The sequence below is a fragment of the Pseudoalteromonas sp. SCSIO 43088 genome, from assembly GCF_023650795.1.
GTDB lineage: Bacteria > Pseudomonadota > Gammaproteobacteria > Enterobacterales > Alteromonadaceae > Pseudoalteromonas > Pseudoalteromonas shioyasakiensis.
In genome coordinates this window covers 153,260-172,841 of record NZ_CP072676.1, presented here as the reverse complement: position 1 = coordinate 172,841, position 19,582 = coordinate 153,260, and the positions used below count along the sequence as shown (strand labels likewise).

General features: G+C 42.5%; 18 protein-coding genes and 1 pseudogene. 4 read left to right on the top strand and 15 right to left on the bottom strand.

Features of this window, described 5'->3' with window-relative positions; translation table 11 throughout:
• Positions 1–17 precede the first annotated feature (17 nt).
• The 3 genes from udk (at position 18) to J8Z28_RS18605 (ending at position 2,778) form a co-directional block, all read left to right on the top strand.
• Positions 18–647, top strand: coding sequence for a uridine kinase (gene udk / locus J8Z28_RS18615; protein ID WP_054553619.1), 630 nt, complete (start codon positions 18–20; stop codon positions 645–647).
• A gap of 18 nt (positions 648–665) precedes the next feature.
• Positions 666–1,889 carry a NupC/NupG family nucleoside CNT transporter gene (locus J8Z28_RS18610; protein WP_054563193.1) on the top strand — a complete coding sequence of 408 codons (1,224 nt, stop codon included), beginning with the start codon at positions 666–668 and terminating at the stop codon, positions 1,887–1,889.
• Positions 1,890–2,046: 157 nt separating this feature from the next.
• Entirely contained in the window at positions 2,047–2,778 is a 732-nt protein-coding gene (locus J8Z28_RS18605) for a substrate-binding periplasmic protein (protein WP_250660736.1), read from the top strand.
• Here the strand turns inward: J8Z28_RS18605 and J8Z28_RS18600 are convergent.
• The 15 genes and pseudogenes from J8Z28_RS18600 to J8Z28_RS18530 all read right to left on the bottom strand — a co-directional run bounded on the left by J8Z28_RS18600 (position 2,775) and on the right by J8Z28_RS18530 (position 16,727).
• Complete coding sequence (locus tag J8Z28_RS18600) at positions 2,775–3,470, bottom strand: substrate-binding periplasmic protein (protein ID WP_250660735.1); 696 nt, start codon at positions 3,468–3,470, stop codon at positions 2,775–2,777. The genes J8Z28_RS18605 and J8Z28_RS18600 overlap by 4 nt on opposite strands.
• A 172-nt stretch (positions 3,471–3,642) precedes the next feature.
• The gene (locus tag J8Z28_RS18595) at positions 3,643–3,852 is read right to left on the bottom strand and encodes a cold-shock protein (RefSeq protein ID WP_004587186.1); all 210 of its coding nucleotides are present in this window, start codon (positions 3,850–3,852) and stop codon (positions 3,643–3,645) included.
• Positions 3,853–4,052: 200 nt separating this feature from the next.
• Positions 4,053–4,757, bottom strand: a complete 705-nt coding sequence (locus tag J8Z28_RS18590; RefSeq protein ID WP_250660734.1) for a hypothetical protein — start codon at positions 4,755–4,757, stop codon at positions 4,053–4,055.
• A complete protein-coding gene (locus J8Z28_RS18585) occupies positions 4,745–5,494 on the bottom strand; it encodes an iron transporter (RefSeq protein WP_250660733.1) in 750 nt (249 codons plus the stop codon). The genes J8Z28_RS18590 and J8Z28_RS18585 overlap by 13 nt, the downstream gene beginning before the upstream one ends.
• Entirely contained in the window at positions 5,478–5,804 is a 327-nt protein-coding gene (locus tag J8Z28_RS18580; RefSeq protein ID WP_350338402.1) for a cupredoxin domain-containing protein, read from the bottom strand. The genes J8Z28_RS18585 and J8Z28_RS18580 overlap by 17 nt, the downstream gene beginning before the upstream one ends.
• 13 nt (positions 5,805–5,817) lie before the next feature.
• Positions 5,818–7,128, bottom strand: a complete 1,311-nt coding sequence (locus J8Z28_RS18575; RefSeq protein ID WP_250660732.1) for an ATP-binding protein — start codon at positions 7,126–7,128, stop codon at positions 5,818–5,820.
• Positions 7,128–7,787, bottom strand: a complete 660-nt coding sequence (locus J8Z28_RS18570) for a response regulator transcription factor (RefSeq protein ID WP_063528423.1) — start codon at positions 7,785–7,787, stop codon at positions 7,128–7,130. The genes J8Z28_RS18575 and J8Z28_RS18570 overlap by 1 nt, the downstream gene beginning before the upstream one ends.
• Positions 7,788–7,790: 3 nt before the next feature.
• Positions 7,791–8,438, bottom strand: a complete 648-nt coding sequence (locus tag J8Z28_RS18565; protein WP_062565412.1) for a tetratricopeptide repeat protein — start codon at positions 8,436–8,438, stop codon at positions 7,791–7,793.
• A 20-nt stretch (positions 8,439–8,458) separates the two neighbouring features.
• Complete coding sequence (locus tag J8Z28_RS18560; protein WP_250660731.1) at positions 8,459–9,235, bottom strand: SDR family oxidoreductase; 777 nt, start codon at positions 9,233–9,235, stop codon at positions 8,459–8,461.
• A complete protein-coding gene (locus J8Z28_RS18555; protein WP_250660890.1) occupies positions 9,232–9,921 on the bottom strand; it encodes an iron-containing redox enzyme family protein in 690 nt (229 codons plus the stop codon). The genes J8Z28_RS18560 and J8Z28_RS18555 overlap by 4 nt, the downstream gene beginning before the upstream one ends.
• 12 nt (positions 9,922–9,933) lie before the next feature.
• Positions 9,934–11,391: pseudogene (locus tag J8Z28_RS18550) on the bottom strand (AMP-binding protein); the annotation flags it as partial.
• Positions 11,388–12,029 carry a thermostable hemolysin gene (locus J8Z28_RS18545; RefSeq protein ID WP_442961418.1) on the bottom strand — a complete coding sequence of 214 codons (642 nt, stop codon included), beginning with the start codon at positions 12,027–12,029 and terminating at the stop codon, positions 11,388–11,390. The pseudogene J8Z28_RS18550 and the gene J8Z28_RS18545, both read right to left, overlap by 4 nt.
• A gap of 186 nt (positions 12,030–12,215) precedes the next feature.
• Complete coding sequence (locus J8Z28_RS18540; protein WP_250660730.1) at positions 12,216–14,375, bottom strand: S46 family peptidase; 2,160 nt, start codon at positions 14,373–14,375, stop codon at positions 12,216–12,218.
• A 124-nt stretch (positions 14,376–14,499) separates the two neighbouring features.
• A complete protein-coding gene (folE2, locus tag J8Z28_RS18535; RefSeq protein ID WP_250660729.1) occupies positions 14,500–15,384 on the bottom strand; it encodes a GTP cyclohydrolase FolE2 in 885 nt (294 codons plus the stop codon).
• An 11-nt stretch (positions 15,385–15,395) separates the two neighbouring features.
• A complete protein-coding gene (locus J8Z28_RS18530; protein ID WP_250660728.1) occupies positions 15,396–16,727 on the bottom strand; it encodes a dihydroorotase in 1,332 nt (443 codons plus the stop codon).
• 439 nt (positions 16,728–17,166) lie between these two features.
• Between J8Z28_RS18530 and J8Z28_RS18525 the strand changes: the two genes are divergently transcribed.
• Entirely contained in the window at positions 17,167–19,332 is a 2,166-nt protein-coding gene (locus J8Z28_RS18525; protein WP_250660727.1) for a M3 family metallopeptidase, read from the top strand.
• The last annotated feature ends 250 nt before the right edge of the window (positions 19,333–19,582 follow it).

Sequence of the window (19,582 nt, the reverse complement as noted above, 5' to 3'; positions counted from 1 at the left end):
TGTGGGCGAGAACTTTAGTGACACGAACAATTATAGCTATTGCTGGCGCATCTGCGTCGGGCAAGTCTCTTTTTAGCAAGACAATTTATAACGAATTAGTCAATGAGCTTGAACCGGGCGCGATCGCAGTGATCGAAGAAGATGCTTATTACAAAGACCAGTCGCATTTGCCGTTTGACCATCGAACGCAAACCAATTACGACCATCCTGATGCTTTCGAGCATGAGCTTTTGCATGAGCACTTACTTCAATTGCGCGCTGGAAAATCAGTAGACGTACCAACTTATGACTATGCAATGCATACCCGTAGCGATGAAACGCGTCGAGTTGCACCTGCAAAAGTACTTATCGTTGAAGGTATTTTGCTATTGAGTGATCCGGCACTTCGAAAAGAATTTGATATTAAGGTGTTCATTGATACACCTTTAGATATCTGCCTTATGCGCCGTATGCAACGAGATATGGAGCAGCGTGGCAGAACATTACAGTCCGTTGTTGATCAATATCAAGCGACAGTGCGACCTATGTTTTATCAGTTTATTGAGCCATCTAAGCACAAAGCTGATCTCGTAGTCACACGCGGCGGTATGAATCGCGTTGCCATTGATATAATTAAAAGTAAAATAAAATATTTACTGCAACAATAACAACGGGAAACAGTCAGTATGACAACATTTATGAGCTTAGTAGGCATTGTTGTGCTACTAGGCATTGCTTTTGCGGCTTCAACGAACCGTAAAGCAATTAATTTAAGAACTGTAGGCATCGCCTTTTTACTTCAAGTGTTAATTGGTGGCTTTGTCTTGTTCTTTGAAGTGGGCAAAAACGTACTGGCAAGTATGTCGCGAGGAGTCTCATCAGTTATTGGTTATGCCAATGACGGGATTAGCTTCTTATTTGGCTCACTGGCATCGCAAGATACTTTAGGGTTTATTTTTGCGATACAAGTATTGCCCGTTATCGTGTTCTTCTCAGCACTCGTTGCTGTGTTGTATCACATCGGGGTGATGGATTGGATAATCAAGATTCTAGGCGGTGGCTTACAAAAGCTATTGAAAACCTCGCGCCCTGAATCGCTTTCTGCGACCGCCAATATTTTCGTTGGCCAAACAGAAGCACCATTGATTGTTAAACCATTTATCGCCAGCATGACTAAGTCAGAGCTATTTGCGGTAATGGTTGGTGGCCTTGCTACTGTAGCCGGTTCTGTTATGGCAGGTTACGTAACAATTGGTGTAGAGCTTAAATACTTAATTGCAGCCAGCTTTATGGCGGCACCAGGTGGTTTCTTAATGGCAAAAATGATTGTGCCAGAGACCGAAACACCGAAAGAAGATTTAGCTGATTTAGACGTACAAGAAGAAAAACCGGTTAACGTAATTGATGCAGCCGCATCAGGTGCCGCAAACGGGATGCAACTAGCACTTAACGTAGGTGCGATGTTACTTGCTTTCGTAGCACTTATTGCACTTCTAAATGGGTTATTAGGCGGTATTGGTGGTTGGTTTGATCATCCAACATTAACGCTACAAGAAATTTTAGGTTACGTATTCGCTCCAGTTGCATGGTTATTAGGTGTACCGTGGAACGAAGCAGTAATCGCAGGCAGTTTTATAGGTCAGAAGGTTGTAGTTAACGAATTTGTTGCTTACCTCGACTTTATTAATTATCGCGATACGTTAAGTGCGCACACACAAGCGATTGTCACATTCGCGTTATGTGGGTTTGCTAACTTATCATCGATAGCAATTTTACTAGGTGGATTAGGCGGTATGGCGCCTAGTCGGCGAAAGGATATCGCACGCTTAGGGCTCAGGGCAGTGTTAGCAGGATCTATGGCTAACCTCATGAGTGCAGCAATTGCAGGTTTTTTCCTCTCGCTAGCTTAGAAACTTAATGAGATGAGCCGTAGTTGCAAAACAATAGGATAGGACTTTAAGGGGTTAAAGGTCTATCTGACTTGAACGATACTTCACCAAGGGCCGCAAGGCCCTTTTATCGTTTTATGTGCTAAGATTTAATTACTAAGTCCTTTTAAGTACATAAATGAACTATTTACGACTTTATTTGCTAATTCTTTTCTTTAGTTGGCCAGCACTGAGTAAGCCGACCCTAACCGTTGTGACTGAACTGTCGCCACCTAATCAAACTCTAATCAATAACCAAGTTGCCGGTGAGAGCACCGAGCTTGTGAAAGCCATTTTTGCTAAAGCTAATTTGAACGCGAATATAGAGCTTTACCCTTGGGCCCGTGCTTACAATATGGCACTGAAGAAACCGAATATCTTTATTTATAGTATGGCGAAAACTGCTGAACGCGAAAAACATTTTCATTGGATTGGTGAAGTGGCAACCTACCAAATGGGCTTTGTTAAGTTGAGCTCTCGCAGCGATATAAACATCACTGCAAACGAGCAAGCTAAGCAATATAAAGTAGCGGTTCAGCGTCATGACCTAGCGGCGCAGCGCTTAACAGAGCGTGGTTATACAGTGGTATATACCTCTGATATCAATAAGTCGTATCAACTGTTGATGTCGGGCAAGGTTGATTTAATCATTGATGATAAGAACTATATTGCGGCTATGGCTGAGCAATTAGCGCTGGATGAAACTCGTTTCAGCTTTGCTCATGCAATCGATTTTTTAACCATGAAAGGCTATCTCGCCGCAAATATTAATAGCGATGAGCGCTATGTAAATGCCCTAAAAGCAGCGTTTAATGAGGTAATGAGCACACCAAGATACAATGCAGTGATGATGCTCGCGCAGCGACCTTAATTCGCTTTGTATTGCTCAATATAAGTCTCTAATAACCCTTGTTTACTGAGCTTGTCATAACTTGCCTGTAATCGGCTTACAAGCTCTTCGGGTAAGGCCTTATTGAGTGCTAGAAAATTACCAACCGTACCATTAAGTGGCAACTCAACCAACTTAACCACTTCTCTGCCTTGGTGACCATACTGCATTAATTGGTATTTAAACGACAGCTCCGAGCCAATAATGAGCTCTATTTTGTTTTTGAAAAATAAGTTAATACACTCGTAATAGTGACTCACTTTAAGAAGGTTTTTATCACTGCGAAAACCAATACTCTCTACAAACTTTTCGTAAATACTATCTCTTACTACGCACAGGCTATGATCTTTCACTTGCGATAAGTCGATGGGATTAATGCGGTCATTTGATTGCAAGCGATAAAAAAAGTTACGAGAGGAAGCCATTGGACCAACCCACTTGAATAACTCTTCACGGTCGGGAATACGTGCTGTAGAGACCAGACCTGACAGCGGCTTTTGCTGAGCTAGGTGATACGCCCGAGACCAAGGTAAGAGCTCGAATTGGCATTCAATGTTTGCATCAACGCACATTGCTTTAACAAACTCGAGGTTTATGCCTTCTAAATGCCCTTTATTTGAGAAGTTATACGGCGGAAATTGCTCGGTGTAGATGGTGACACTATCTTTTGCCAATACTACAGGTGCAAAGCTTAGGCATGCTAACAACAAATATTTTAAGATAATTAATACACTCTAATGACATAGCTGCATTAAATATAGAAATATTCACTAGCTCAGTCAATTTTTAGGCATAAAAAAAGCAAGCCGTAGCTTGCTTCTTCTTAACTTTTACTAAAAGTAAAAATTATAACGGAGTGATGTTATCCGCTTGAGGACCTTTTTGACCTTGTGAAAGAGTGAACTCTACACGTTGGCCTTCAGCTAAAGTTTTGAAACCTTCGCTTTTGATAGCGCTGAAGTGAGCGAAAACGTCTGGACCATTTTCTTGCTCGATGAAACCAAAACCTTTAGATTCGTTAAACCACTTAACTGTACCTGATACGATGTTAGACATAGTATTATTCCTGATATAAAAAATTAAACATGCCCTAGTGGGCGGGTGTAGCAAAAAATGAGATGGTACTTAAAAACTTCAGGACGGTACTACAAGTATTACTTATACAACAACGAAATAAAGATTTATTAATTACACGCTTTCTTTCTAGCTGGTGCCCACTATATAGAGTTAGTTTGATAAGTCAAACACTATCGACATTAAAATTCAAACTCTAAAGCCAAGCGAAAGCTATGATCTTTGCCTGATTGGCTAAGCTCACTAATAAAACCTGCTTCCCATTTTAACTGGCGTTTAGGGCTAAATCTGTGTAAGCCAGTAAAGCCAGGACCTACTCCAATAAAGTCCTCACCCGCGTATATTTCGATCGATGGTTGAAAAGCCGAACGATAGCGATAACGATACTGTAAGCGAAACTCACTTTCCCACTCGTTTTCAATATCAGCCCCCCATTCATACACTAAAAATGCGTTCATAGTCAGGCTTGTACGGCCAAACTCTTTTTCCCATAAAAAACCTGTCGTCGCTTCGTAAGCATCGAGTGTATGCTGTTTTTCAAGCTCAAATAATGCTCCCCAATCGGCCCACAAACGACCTTGCTCGACCAATTGCCAACGTAATTCTACTTCATACGAAGATAAACCAAAGTCACCGTTATCATCGCGCTCGCCAACTAAGTAGCCCTCAAGGCTCATGGTGTCGTTAATTGCGCCGCCAAAGCCTGCACGCTGTGCAAGCACATTACCGCTATCAGTTTGCCTAGACACCAAACGCCACTCAACTTCGCGCTCAAAAGGCAATACATAAGGGTGGTACACTTTATCAACCACCATGCCATCAGCATGAGCGACTTGGCTGATACTTGCTAACAACAAACAAGTTAAGCTAACTATTAAGAACCGCATACTGGCTCCTTGGTCTTTTTAGTTTTTAAAACGTGGGCTAAGGCGATAAATGCGAATGTAAAAACGATATACACCCATAGCGCGGTTTTGCTTGGCGTAGCTTCGTAACCTACTAAGGCTTTTAATACGCGCCCAAGCTCTGAGTTTTCAACTAAAAACCCACGCCAATCTAAATAATTTGAGGTCACATCGAGTAAATCGATCTGACTTGCTAAATCAAGAAATATCAATAGCTTTGCTGTTGCATTTAAGGCAAGCAACACAACCAATGGCTGCTCGCCTACGCGCTTAGCAATACTCTCAAGCAAAAAGAACAACAACACGCCAAAGCTAATACAAATGCCCACACCTAAAGATGTACCCAGTATCAATGGCTCAGCAGTATCTTTACTGTGCCAAAAACTGACTAAATAAATCATATAATGGCTTAAATACAACGTCATGGTTGCAATCAAGGCCAGCGCAGCAGCTATGCTTCGTTGCTGACAGCTAATTAATGCAGCGATAAAGATGACAATACACAGTAGCATTTGAATAAACTCTAAGCCTCTGTGATCAAATAACTGACTCAGCCAAGCAGCGCCTTGCACAAACACTAAGCTTAGTAGCGTACCAATCACTGCATAAATACTCAGTTGGCGCTGACTTAAAGGCACAATTAAACTCAAAAGCACGGCTAAAATCACCACAGGCAAAAGCTGATTAATGCTCATTAATAAACTAGTTATCAGCATCATTCACCTCCGTAGCCACGACAGTTCCTCTGGCTGTATTAGGCGAAAATTCACCAAAAAAGTCATAACGCCCAGGGCTGAGCGGTCCGATATAAATGACACTTGTGCGCCCCGGATAAAGCACTTTTTCGCGGTTTAAGTCAAAGCTATCGAACTCTTCTGGCGTGTCATCTTGGTTTTCGATCAAAAGCCGCAGTTTTTTATTAGCAGGTACTTTTATTTCAGCGGGGTAAAACAAGTGATCTTTTAAAATCAGCTTGTACTCTTTGGCATAGGCAAGCCAAGACGACATATATAGTATCAACATAGAAATTGCCAAAATCCATTTATTCACTGACATCTCCTTGCATAAAAGAGACACTCACCCGCAAGCCACCAAGGTGACTGTCAGCTAAAGCAATATCAGCGTTATAAATCGACACTATGTGTTCAACAATGGCCATACCAAGCCCGGCTCCTTGTTCACCTGATGGATGTTTATCGCCACCCACACGGTAAAAACGGTTAAAAATACGCTGTTTTTGAGCTTCATCAATACCGGGGCCCGAGTCATCTATTTGCCAGATAAAACGATTGTTTTCGGTTTTCAGAGTAATACAAATCTCTCCCGCAGCTGGGGTATATTTTATGGCGTTACTCAGTAAATTGCCAAACAAAGTAACTAAGGTGAATTCGTCACCGGCGATGATAAAATCATCGCCATCAATGCTAATTGTGTGCTCTTTTTCGTCAATACGATCATAAAGTTGTGAGGCAACCTGCTGGCTAATTTCTAACACCGACACGGGGCTAAATTGCGCTTGCCATTGCTCTGGATAGGTACGCCCCAAAATCAGCATTTGTTCAACGATATTGCTCAGCTTATCAACGCCTTTTTCCATCGCATCAAGCTCAATACTCTCAATACCTTGAGCTACTAAATTATGCACATTGATTTTTAAACTACTGAGCGGGGTACGCAGTTCATGGGCCGCATCAGAGGCAAAAAAGCGCTCTCGTAAATAAGCACTTTCAACTCGTTTGAATAGATCATTTAAACGGCTAATTACGGGTTTTATTTCTTGCTCTGGGGTTTGCCAAGGAATAGCTGTAAAATCATTTGCTTGACGATGTTTGAGTTGATTTGATAACCGTGTTAGTGGTGCAAGCCCTTGTTTTACAAATACACTAATAAGAAGGGCAAGGATAGGCACACTCCATAACAGCGGCGTCATGGCCGACAAAATCACGGTTTCGGTTAGTGCCACACGTTTGCTCAAAGGCTCTGCAATAAGCACTCGCTTATTGCCTTCGCTTAAGCGATACACTTTGACTCGTTGCCCAGCCAAGTTCTCAACACTAAACCCGGTTTGCCACTGACTTTGATTGCTAAGATTTTGCTGCAATGATTTTGAGCTTGAGGCCAAGCTATCATCAACCCAAACTTGAAACAATAACTGCGGTAAATCACTGGTATAAGCTGGGGTTTCTTTACTGAGTGGCTGCTCGATTAACACATGTGCCAGCGTTACCAGCTCGTTATCGAGCAGTGCTTCAGCCTGATTCATACTTTCACGGTAACCTTTAGTAAATGCCAAAAAGCAGGTTAAGATCACCATAGACAATATAAGTAGAGTCAGCCTTTTACGAATTGACACTAGCGTTTACCCACCACATAACCAATGCCGCGCAAGGTTTTAATAAACTCTTTTGGGAATTTTTTACGCAAGTGATGAATGTGTACTTCGATGGTATTAGACCCCACCTCTTCGCCCCATTCGTACAGTTTACTTTCTAACTGCTGTTTTGATTGCACGCGACCTTGGTTTTCTAGCAAGGCTTTAAGGAGCATAAACTCTTTGCGCGGCAAGTTTACTGGCTCACCTTGAAAGCTCACGGTAAAAGCGGCGGTGTCCATTTCAACATCACCAACTTTTAAAGTGCTGGTTTGTGCTTGGGTCACACGCCTGCTGGCAACCCGAAGACGGGCAAATAATTCTGCGGGATCAAATGGCTTTGCTAGGTAGTCATCAGCACCTAAATCAAGCCCCATGACTTTATCATCAATACTACCCCGAGCAGTTAAAATCACCACGGGCAGGTTTTTACGATGCTTTTTGATGTGTTTTAAAATGTCGATACCATCACCGTCTGGTAGCCCTAAATCGAGGACTACCAGCTCAATTTCATCATTTTGCAGCCATTGCATCGCTGACTTAACGGTCGAACTATGTTCAACACTGTATCCTTGTTGACGTAAAGAGCGACACAGGCCTTCTGCCACTAAATGGTCGTCTTCAACGAGCAATAAATGCATAGCTTATCTCTTTATTTTTTTCTCTACCTTAGCCAATAGTTTAGTAATTTCTTGTTGGCGGTAAAGATCTGCTTTGGGTCTTTCAGGGCGCGCTGGCGCTTGCTGTGCAACTAATAAAAACTCTCTAGCTGATTTATACTTGCGCTCGTCATATAGGAATGACGCATATAAATAGTTGCTATCGATACCACGCGGGTTTAGCTCAAGCGCTTGCTTAAACAGTTTTTTCGCTTCATCGTCATCACCAAAACCAATAGGCCAACCTGGTACTTTACCGTATAAGGTTGCAAGGCTTGTGTATGCCGAGCCATCAAGCGCTTTTGGATCTAGGCTTAGCGCTTTTTCAAATTGTGCTTTCGCATCTTTTGCAAGACCTAGCGCGCCTAAGCCCCCTTTTGCACCTGCATAGCTCGATAACACAATACCGTACCAAATATGGCTGGCTGCTTGCTGGTCGTTGGCTTTGCTAAACTCTGCGGTTTCGCTCGCTAACTTTTCGAATGCATCTAACTGCGCATCGTCAACTAATTCGTAATTAACCACTGCCCACTGCTTTTGCACCGAACTTAAATCGCTATTAAAGTCGGCTTTTGCAGGCGCAGCCATGATAACACCTAACATCATTAGGGCTTTTAAATTTAGTTTAGTCATAATCATTCACCTTGATCAATTTAGTTGGCAAAAAAACTTTTAATTTTAGGAAGTTGTTTTGCTATTGCGTTATCAACGAGTGATGGAAATGCGCCGTTAATACGGGCAAATAATGTTTCTGGAAAACCAATAAAACGACGACGTTTTTTTGATTTAATTAAATCTATTAATGCATCAGCCACTTTTTCTGGCGGATCCATGGTGTTACCCAGCTCTTTGTTCATCGCACGTACTTGCGGCGAATTAATCGCGGTATCGGTGGCACGAGGCGCTAAATACAATACTTTCACATCGCTGTGGCTTAGCTCTCTAGCAAGGGCTTCGGTCATCCCTCTTAGGCCAAACTTGCTTGCGCAGTACAAGGTTTGATACGGATAACCAATGCTGCCAAACGATGAACCAATATTGACAACCGTGCCTTTATTGCGGGTCACTTGTGGTAAAAACAGCTGACACAACTTAATAGGCACATGTAGGTTAATATTTAACAGATGATCAATTTGCTGTTCGCTAATTTCACTAAACCCCTGCATTACATTAACGCCTGCGTTATTGATTAGTAACGTTGCCCCGCCAATTTGCTGAGCAAACTTAGCTAGGTCATCGCGAGATTCACTGTTACTAAGGTCGGCCTGAAAATACTCAGCATCATTGCCACACTCCAATTGCAGTGCAGCAAGTTCCTTCACATTTCGACCAACGAGTAATAAACGCCAACCTTCTTTTGCAAGGCGAAGGGCAATAGCACGGCCAATGCCCCCTGTTGCACCGGTTAGCACACAAACTGGGCTACTCATGCGCTTTGCTCCAAGTCAGCCTCGCTAAAGAAAGGTTCTGAATCGAGGTCACGGAAAATATTGCCGTACAGTTTATAAAAACATTTTGCGGCGTGAATGATGGCTTGCTGGTCGTCCTCGTTATCAATTTTGTTCATGAGGTTTTCGAAAAACTTCACATGCTCAATATCCAGTGCACCGTGCGAAGTAAGGTAGGTAAACGCCTTTTTAGGTAAGCCTACAGCCTCACGAATTTGCCCCGCCGCATTATCGGCTAATGCAATCGAGGTACCTTCGAGCACATGAACCATGCCAAAGAATGCTAATGGGTTTCCGCGATTAATTGCATCATAGGCATACGACACCATTAATTCGGTCGAAAACTGTGGACGAGAATGACGCACTTGCTCTTTATCAAAACCACAGGCTGCAATATCGTTTAGCACCCATTCTTGGTGGCCTAACTCTTCTTCGATGTATTCTGCAACAGCTTCGCGCAGCCACTCTTGTTTATCGCTCAGCTTTGCACCGACTGCCATCAGCAGTGGTACTGTGTGCTTAACATGGTGATAAGCTTGCGTTAAGAACGATGCATATTCACTTAGGCTTACTTCACCTTTAAAAACGCGGCCAATAATCGGCGCAGCTAAAAGGTAGTCACGTTCTTTCTGTGTTTCGGCTTGTAATGTATTGAAAAATTGACTCATGCTGGTCGCCTCTTGATAAAGTGCTGAAATCTCTGTAGCAAAAAATTGATTAATAACATCGCGTTTAGGGCGATTATTGCTGGTTAATAAACCTTGCGTGTGGCTCATAGGCTCTGCCATTCGATGCCACTTTCTGATCTGTGCGTATTCGGGTAGTTGCGCGTTTTGTGCACTAATATGGGTAGCAAGTTCAGCGTCATTCATCGCTTCGTTTGCATAGATAAGCGCGGCTAAAAATGCCTGACCTTCGCCAATCACCACCGCTTGTTGTACCTGGCTGTGGCTAAGCAATAACGACTCTGGCCACTCGGCACTGATATTGCGCCCAAAGCTGGTGATCAGCTGATTTTTCAAGCGGCCCTGAATAACCAAGCGACCTGCTTGCTCAGTAACGAGATCACCGGTTGCATACCAGTCATCAGCATCTTGTGCTGCTTGACCTAAATACCCCAAAAACAATGAGCCTTTGATATAAAGCTGGCCATTTTCAATTTTGTATTGAATGTGCTTAAGTACTCGCCCTGCGGTGTCAATGTCATCATCATCGCGAGTGTTTAAACTCACCACCGATGAAGATTCAGATAAACCATAACCTTGATAAACCGGCAAACCGAGCTCACGAGCTTGCTTAATAAGCACTTGGCTTACAACTGCGCCACCTACTGCAATAAACTTTAAGCTTTTAGGTGCTTGCCAGCCTTGCTTTGCAAAAGCCACTAAACAAGTCAGTAGCTCAGGCACTAAAATAAGGGTGTTTGGCTCAGTACGTTCAATTGCGGCTATTAATTTATGTGGTTCAAGTAGCTGTGCACCTGAAAAACCAAGTTCAGCTAAAGGCACTAAGTTAACCGTGCCACCCGCTAATAGCGGCGCATACACACCGGCTAAATTCTCAAGCAAAACAGGTAGCGGCAGTAAACATAAATGGTTTGGTTTTTCTAAACCAATGCTTTGATAAAGTGATGTTGCCACCTGCAATTGGCTTTCAAGCGATAAACACACGCCTTTTGGTGTGCCCGTTGAGCCAGACGTAAAGGTAATCTTTTGCGTGTTTGCAAAATATGGCACAGGCTGTGTATTACTCAATTGGTAAACATATAAAGGGTAATGCTTACATACATCTACTAACGCCACTAATTTAGCATGCTCGCCTTCGTAAGCACGGTCACAAACAAATAAACCTGCCCCACTGTTTTGTAAACCAAACGCAATTTGCTGAGCAGTAAAAAACGTTGGTAGCGGAATAGCCACTCTTTTAAGCTCGCTAAGCGCAGCTTCTAATACACACCAAGCAGGTGTGTTATCTAATTGATAAGCCACACCTTGGGCATCAAATTCTGCCAAGGTAGGTAGCAAGCGAGTCACTTGTTCAGTAAATTCTTGTTTAGTTAGTGAGCGCACACCATCGCTTTTGTGGCAAACCATTAAGGTATCGCTATCTTTATGTGGTAACTGTGTTAACCAACTCATAACGCCTCCAAAAATACAGCAAGCTCAAGCGATGACTGTAAACACTGCTGTTTGATATTGAATAAAACGGGGGTATTTAATACACGCTGATGAGCTTCGTTTAGGTCAACCACACAGATGGTTGGTTGATTGTCGTAATAGCTACCCCAGCTTGCTGGATCTTGAAGTGCTTGCGCATTTGCAACACCGATTTCTTTGCAATTGACACCCAGCATTTTTAATAGCGCTCTCACTTTGCGGGTTGCACAAAACACTAAATAATTTGCTCCTGCTTGATAGAGTGCTTCGTTCATTAAAACAAAATGTGCCAAGGTGGCTTTTCGGTGCGTTGAGCATAAATTACCTAGCTCAAAAATGTGCTCACGCTTGGCACCAACAAAGTGCTCAATAGACGCAGGGAGGTATTGTTCAATAAACAAAGGTTGTGATGCAGAGCGAAGGCCTAAGGTACATACTTCATCATCAACATTAAGCTCACAAAGAAGCGGCATGAACTGCGAAATTTTCGCGTCATAGGCTGCAGCAAAACCTTGCTTAATATTACGCTCAAGGCGGTCACGAAATTGGCCTCCTTCACGCATGCAAACAAAGGCAGGCTCTTGAACTTGAGTTTGATGTGATTGTTGAACTGAAAGCATAATTGTTCGCTCCACTTAGGTTATGTGTAAAATTTATCGAGCGAAACTTAAATAAAACTTAAGAAAAATTAATTTTTATAAATATTTTTCAACCTTATGAAATTAAATGATTTTATTTTTATAAAAAACAAAAATGCCAGTCTGTTAGACTGGCATTTTAATGCTTAAATTAGCGTTTAACTTAGATTACTTAACGATAGTCATCTCTTTAAGTAGGTTTTGAGCATTATCAACTTTATCCATTACCCACAACATGTATCGTGAATCAACGTGAATTGAGCGATTTAAGTTTTCATCGTAATCCCAATCACCAATAATGCTTTCGTAAACACCATCAAATAACAAACCAACTAGCTCAGCATTACCGTTTAGCGTTGGTGAGCCTGAGTTACCACCAGTGGTATCTACATTAGATAAAAAGTTAACCGGAACCGTATTCATACCGCCGGTGTAATCACCATAAAGCTTTTGCTTAATTAACTCGTTTTGTTTCTCTGGTGAGTTGAATGGTTCAACACCGGTGTTTTTAGCAAGTAGTCCTTCTAAAGATGTAAAGGGGGTTGCCACTAAGCCATCTTGCGGTGAATAGCCGCCTACCGTACCGTAAGTTACACGCAGGGTGCTGTTAGCATCAGCATAAACTGGCTTATTAAGTGCCTTGTTATAAGCGATGATTGCTTCCATTAATGCAGGGCGAGCAGCTTGCTGTTTACCAGCCAGTTCTTTTTTCGCATCTTCAATATCTTTTGTGACTGCAAATATTGCATGCGCATACTGAATGAATGGATCGCTACTTTGCTTTAACTGAGCAAGGTCAAGATCTGCCATCCATAAACGTTTGCTTTCATCTGCAAGAACCGATTTAGCATACATATCATCAAGCAAGGCTTGCTGTTTTTGTTTATCAAAACCGTTTGTTAGGCCAAGTGCTTTATCAACCTCTGCAACTCGCTCGTCTTTAGGTAATGCAGCGTATTGATCAATAAAGTACAGTAAAATAGCCTTATCAACGGCTTCATCATAACGACGGCTCATGCTTTTTAAACGAGACTCGATACGTGGCATATCACGCTCTTGATAACCGCTTTCGCGCTCAGCATCTGGCTTTTGTTTCTCGTAAGCTAAACGGTATAAACGTCGAGCAGTTGAGATCATTTGCGAGCGGTGTACGTAACCTAACATGCGGTCGCGCTGGTTATGCTCTTGCGACTGTGCAACTAGCGCAGATAAATCAGCAAGTACGTGTCCGTATTTGGCTTTGCGCTTACTATCTTCATTGATCCATGCAGTGAGATCTTTTTCGAATTGTTGCTTACGGCTATACATTGACCCTTTATTGAAGCTCTCAATCATTGAGCCATAGTTTTTAATGTAGTTGTTATAACCCGCAATCGTGCTTTCATAAGCGATACGTGCCTCTGAACCTTCAGGCGCATTTTCTTCAATTAACGAGACATATTTAGAGTTATATTTACGCGCTAATGGGTAAGCTGTGTTAAACACGTAATCAACTTCAGGCGAAATACGGTAACGGTTTGTGCTGCCCGGATAACCGGTAACCATCACAAAATCGCCTTCTTGAACACCTTTAGCGCTTACTTTTAAAAACGCATCACTTTGATACGGCACGTTATCTTCTGAATATTCAGCTGGCTTGCCATCTTTGCCAACATACGCGCGATAGAACGAGAAATCACCTGTGTGGCGCGGCCACATCCAGTTATCGATATCACCGCCGTATTTACCTACGCCCATAGCAGGTGCATACGCTAAACGTACATCTTTAATTTCTAGCGATTTAATAAGGTAATACTCAAGACCACCGTGGAAAGTATACACATTACAGCGGTAGCTCTTGTCTTGCTCACACTCACTAACAAGTGCTTTTTCATTTGCTTGAATTGCATCAAAACGTGCTTTACCGGTTAGCTGTTCAGTCCCTTTATTTACTTTATCTGTAACGTCGGTTACTTGCTCTGTTACAAAAACACGAGAACCCGGCGCAGCTGGCACTTCTTCGCCTGTTGTTTTAGCTAAAAAGCCATTTTCTAAAATATTGTTTTCGGTAGTCGAGTTATATTGAATCGAACCATAGGCACAGTGATGATTTGTGACAACTAAGCCTTTTGGTGAAACAAACGAAGCTGTACAGCCACCAAGGCTAATTACCGCATTCATCGGAAACTCTGTTAATTTTGAAATTGACTCTACATCAATGCTCAAGCCTTTCGCTTTTAACACTGATTCAAGCTCTGGTAGCTGGTGAGGTTGCCACATGCCTTCGTCGGCAACAGCAACATTTGCTACAGCGAGACCCACTGCAGCAGCAATAAATTTAAAACGCATAGTCGTCCTTTATATTATTATGTTTATCATTTTTAGCGCTCGTATCATTATCATTGTGAAAATGAATAGCAATATTTTGCGACCGCTAATGTCAAAATTTGTAAACCATTTTAGGTTCATGAACCTAATATTTAGACTCATAAACCACGGCATTGTGGCCATGTAAGCTTTCTTGGTGTTCAACCTTAAATTGGTAATCAGCAATGCTCGGCATGGTTTCGAAGCACTGCTTCAATCGCCTTGCTGCATCTTCGCAAAACAGTAAGTTTTTTGCGTTAAGGGCAGCAAATGCTTGTTCATCTTCACGCTTTACGGCGGTTTGTACTGGGGTGCCTATGGCTTGCTCACATAATGTGATAAAGCCGCTAATATCTGGTAGCTTTTCACTACTAAAAGTGACATCAATATAAGCATAAGAGCGCTGGCTATGGGGAGTTGCAATTGAGCCCTGTTCACTTGCAAGCCAATTGAGTAAAGAGGCTTTATCTATATGCTCATCACTAAATTGCTTATCGACTGCCTCGCTCAAAAGCTGCCTCGATAATGCCGCTGAACACGGGCACGTGCTACTGTAGGCAATATCGACTTTTAAGTTAATGGTAAGTGATTGCTGCTTTGTAATAGTTAAAACGACAGGGTAAGCATTGTAACCTGCATTGTCGCTAAGTAGCGCTGGTTTTAGCTCGGGTAAATCAAAATGCAGCACCAGTTTTGCGCCTTTACTTAAGCCTTTTTGTGATGCTAAAACAGCCTGCATAAACTCGTTAACACGCTGAGTCGTTAAACTTTTTTTAGCCAGTAGCTGATTAAGTAGTAAATAAAGACGCGACATATGAATGCCTTTAGCATCACTATCAAGGCTAACGAACACATCAGCTTTGGTATTCAAGTGCACATCAACATGAGTTTGTGCAAGCTTCAAAGGCAATGCTATTTTCTCCATGCCGACCCATTTTAAAGGTGACTGAAAATCTACATTAGAGTGCGAGGTAATATCGGGTAATTGCATATCGACTTCTTTTAACGATTGAATGTTAAGGCCATAGCGGCCTGTTTGTGCGGGGTCACTTGTTGCCCATCAAAGACACACTCACCATTTACAAAGGTATGTGTTATTCGGTGTGAAAAAGTAATGCCATTGAAAGGAGTCCATTGGCATAAGTAATGTGTGTTTGTATGCTCAACGTGCTTTTCTGCGTTTGGGTCAACCAGGACTAAATCAGCAAAGTAGCCTTCTCTGATAAACCCCCGCTCTTTGATAGCAAATCGCTTTGCCACGTTATGCGCTGTTTTTTCAACGACTTGCTCAAGGCTCAACGCACCACGTTTTACCTGTTCAAGTAACGACAGTAATGCATGTTCGACTAATGGCAGACCAGCAGGTGCAGCGCTGTATTGTTGCTGTTTTTCTTGCCAAGTATGAGGGGCATGATCGGTGGCAATAATATCAATGCGACCATCGCGTACTGCTGCGAGTAGCGCTTGGCGGTCCTGCTCTGATTTTATGGCAGGGTTACATTTAATTTGATTGCCATAGTTTGCGTAATCATCTTGGTTAAACCACAAATGATGCACGCAAGCTTCGGCAGTTATGTGCTTTTGCTCTATGGGTGCGTTACTAAATAGCTCTAGTTCTTTTGCTGTTGTAAGGTGTAAAACATGTAACTGTGAGCCATAGCGTTTTGCCAGCGATACGGCATACGATGAAGATGCATAACACGCTAACTCATCGCGAATAAATGGGTGATGTTCGATACGTAACTCACCATAGCGCTTTGCTAAACGGCGCTGATTTTGTTGAATAACTTCGCCTTGCTCACAATGGGTGGCAATGAGTACTGGGCTTTCCCGAAAAATGGCTTCAAGGGCATGAGGGTGTTCAACCAGTAAATCGCCTGTTGATGCTCCCATAAACACTTTAACACCACATACCTTTTTGGTATCAAGGGCTTTAATTTCATCGAGGTTGTCTGGGGTTGCGCCAAAGTAAAACGCATAATTCGCAGCGCTCGTTTGCGCCGCTATCGCGTATTTATCTGCAAGTGCTTTTGCCGTGGTAGTCGGTGGTGAAACATTGGGCATTTCCATAAAACTTGTAATGCCACCAGCCACTGCGGCGGCGGATTCACTGGCGATCGTGCCTTTGTGGGTAAGGCCTGGCTCTCTAAAGTGAACTTGATCGTCGATCATGCCAGGTAATAGCAACAAACCGCTTGCATCAATTACCTCATCATTGGCCTTGGCACTGATATCTTTAGCAATTTCACCGATTCGATTACCAACAATTCGTACATCGTTTATTTCGCGCTGTCCTTCATTAACAACGCAGGCATGTTTAATTATGATAGCCATATGACTCCTTGCTTATTCAGCAACATTTGCAACTTATCGTAAAAAAATGCACTCCATGGCAAGATTGATTGCAGATTAAATTGTTACAATATAACATACCACAAAGTTTTTATTTGGACACTGTTATGAGTCAAAAAGATCTATTAGGTCAGACTATTTATATTTAAGCTGCAAAGTAATAAGTGGCTTTCCGATCTTAGAGAATTTTAACGGCTTATCGCAGCCAATAATCACCTTATCGCAACGTATGAGGTCAATTGTAATAAGACACAGTATGCTGGGCTCATTGATCACATGGTGATACCTGCCTCATATAATTGATTTTTTGTAGCATCTTTTTGTAATTCGCTTTAACTGCTATAGAAATCAAGAGCTTATAAAGCGTAAGTGCAAGGTTATATCGACACAATTTAATTTTAAAAATGACAAGAGAAAAACTATGAAACACCTAATCGCAACCGCGATCAGTTCTGCGCTGTTACTCACAGCCTGTTCAGAACCTCAAACAACAACATCAACGCCTAAATCAGAGCAATCAGCACCTGTTGCTGCAAAAGAGCAAGCTAACCCACTGTTTGTGAAAAGCGTATTACAATACGAAACGCCTGATTTCAGTGCGATTAAAGATGAACATTTCATGCCGGCATTTAATAAAGGCATGTCTGAGCAAATGGCTGAAGTGCAGGTTATTATCAACAATCCAGCAAAGCCTGATTTTGCCAATACGATTGTTGCGCTCGAGAAAAGTGGTGAGCTATTAACACGCACACGCAGTATTTTTTATAATCTAGCGGGTACGGATTCAAACCCGGCACGTCGTGAATTACAAAAAGAGTTAGCGCCAAAACTAGCGGCTCATAGCGACAACATTTTCTTAAATAAAGCACTTTTTGAGAAAGTAGCGGCTATTCACAGCGAAGCTGACAGCCTTGCCTTAACTGCTGAAGAAAAGCGTTTATTAGACGTTTACTACAAACGTTTTGTGCGTGCTGGTGCAAAATTAAGTGCAGAGCAAAAACAACAAATTCGTGATATCAATACAAAGCACTCGAGCTTAACAACTCAGTTCTCACAAAACTTATTAGCGCTGACTAAAACAAATGTTGTTTTAGTGGATGACAAAGCAGAGCTTGAGGGCTTACCAGCAGGTCAAATTGAGCAGCTTGCCAATGCCGCAGCAGAGGCAGGTCACCCTGGTAAATACCTAATTAAGATCACAAACACCACGCGTCAGCCTATTCTGGCAACACTGAAAAACCGTGATTTACGTGAAAAAGTATGGCGTGCATCGGCTGAGCGTGCATTATCGGGCGAAAATAGTAACCGTGATATCGTGGCAGAACTTGCTCAGTTACGTGCTCAAAAAGCGAAACTATTAGGTTACGACAGCTGGGCTGATTTTGGTTTAGAGTCTCAAATGGCGAAAAAACCACAAGCTGTATTTGATATGTTTGCAAGCATGATCCCTGCATTAATGCAGAACGTCAACGCAGAAGCGGCGGCTATTCAAGCTAAGATTGATGAGTCAGGTGAACAATTTAAATTACAGCCATGGGATTGGTTATTCTACGCAGAGCAAGTGCGTAAAGATAAATACAACCTTGACGAAAATGCAGTGAAAGAATATTTCGAGTTCAATCGCGTTTTAGAAGACGGCGTATTCTTCACCATGAACCGTTTATACGGCATCACCTTTAAACCACGTAACGATATTCCGATTTACCACCCTGATGTAAAAGCCTATGAGTTATTTGATGAAAATGGAAAGAGCTTAGCCATTTTCTTTGCTGACTACTTCGCTCGTGAAGGCAAACGTGGCGGTGCATGGATGAGCTCATTCGTTAAACAATCTGGCCTTAAAGAACAAAAGCCAGTTGTCGTAAACGTTATGAACATTCAAAAAGGCGCGAATGGCGAACCTACGCTTATCAGTTATGATGAAGCAACAACAATTTTCCACGAGCTGGGTCATGGCTTACACGGCATGTTCTCAAACGTGAAGTACCCGACTCTATCTGGCACCTCAGTATCACGCGACTTCGTTGAGTTCCCATCAACATTTGAGGAAGATTGGGCCATGTACCCTGAAGTTATCGCTAACTATGCAAAACACCATAAAACTGGCGAGCCGATTCCTGATGAGCTACTGAAAAAAGTAATTCAATCACGTAGCTTCAACCAAGGTTTTGATACCCTAGAGTACGTTGCAGCTGCATTACTTGATATGGAGTGGCATTCACTTTCTGCTGATGCACCATTACAAGACATTGAAAAGTTTGAGCAACAAGCGCTTGCAAAACATGGTGTTGATGTACCGTTTGTACCACCACGTTATAAGTCAGCCTTCTTCTCACACTCAATGGGCGGCGGTTACTCAGCGGGTTACTACGCTTACATGTGGAGTGAAATTTTAGCGGCAGACGCCTTTGCTTATGTTCAAGAGCAAGGTGGTTTAACCCGCGAAATGGGTGATAAATACCGCAAAGAAATTTTAGAAGTGGGTAACTCTCGTGACCTTATGGAATCGTTCAAAGCATTCCGTGGTCAAGAGCCAGACACCTCAGCGTTATTAAAACGCCGCGGCCTAAAAGCAACGGTTCAATAGTTTACCTTGAGCTTTAAGCTTTAAGCTGTAAGTCAGAAATGTGGGGTTATCGAGTATTGATGACCCCACAACGATAGTAAAAAGAGCTGTCAACCGTCAGCTATCAGCGTTCAGACGCGCGAAACAAGTTTCACGCCTACAAAAAGGCGCTAGGCTCTAGGCGCTAGGACGCGATGTAAAATCGCTGCTACCTCGCATCTCGCATCTCGCATCTCATATCTCGTATCTCGCATCTCGAAACTTTCCCCTT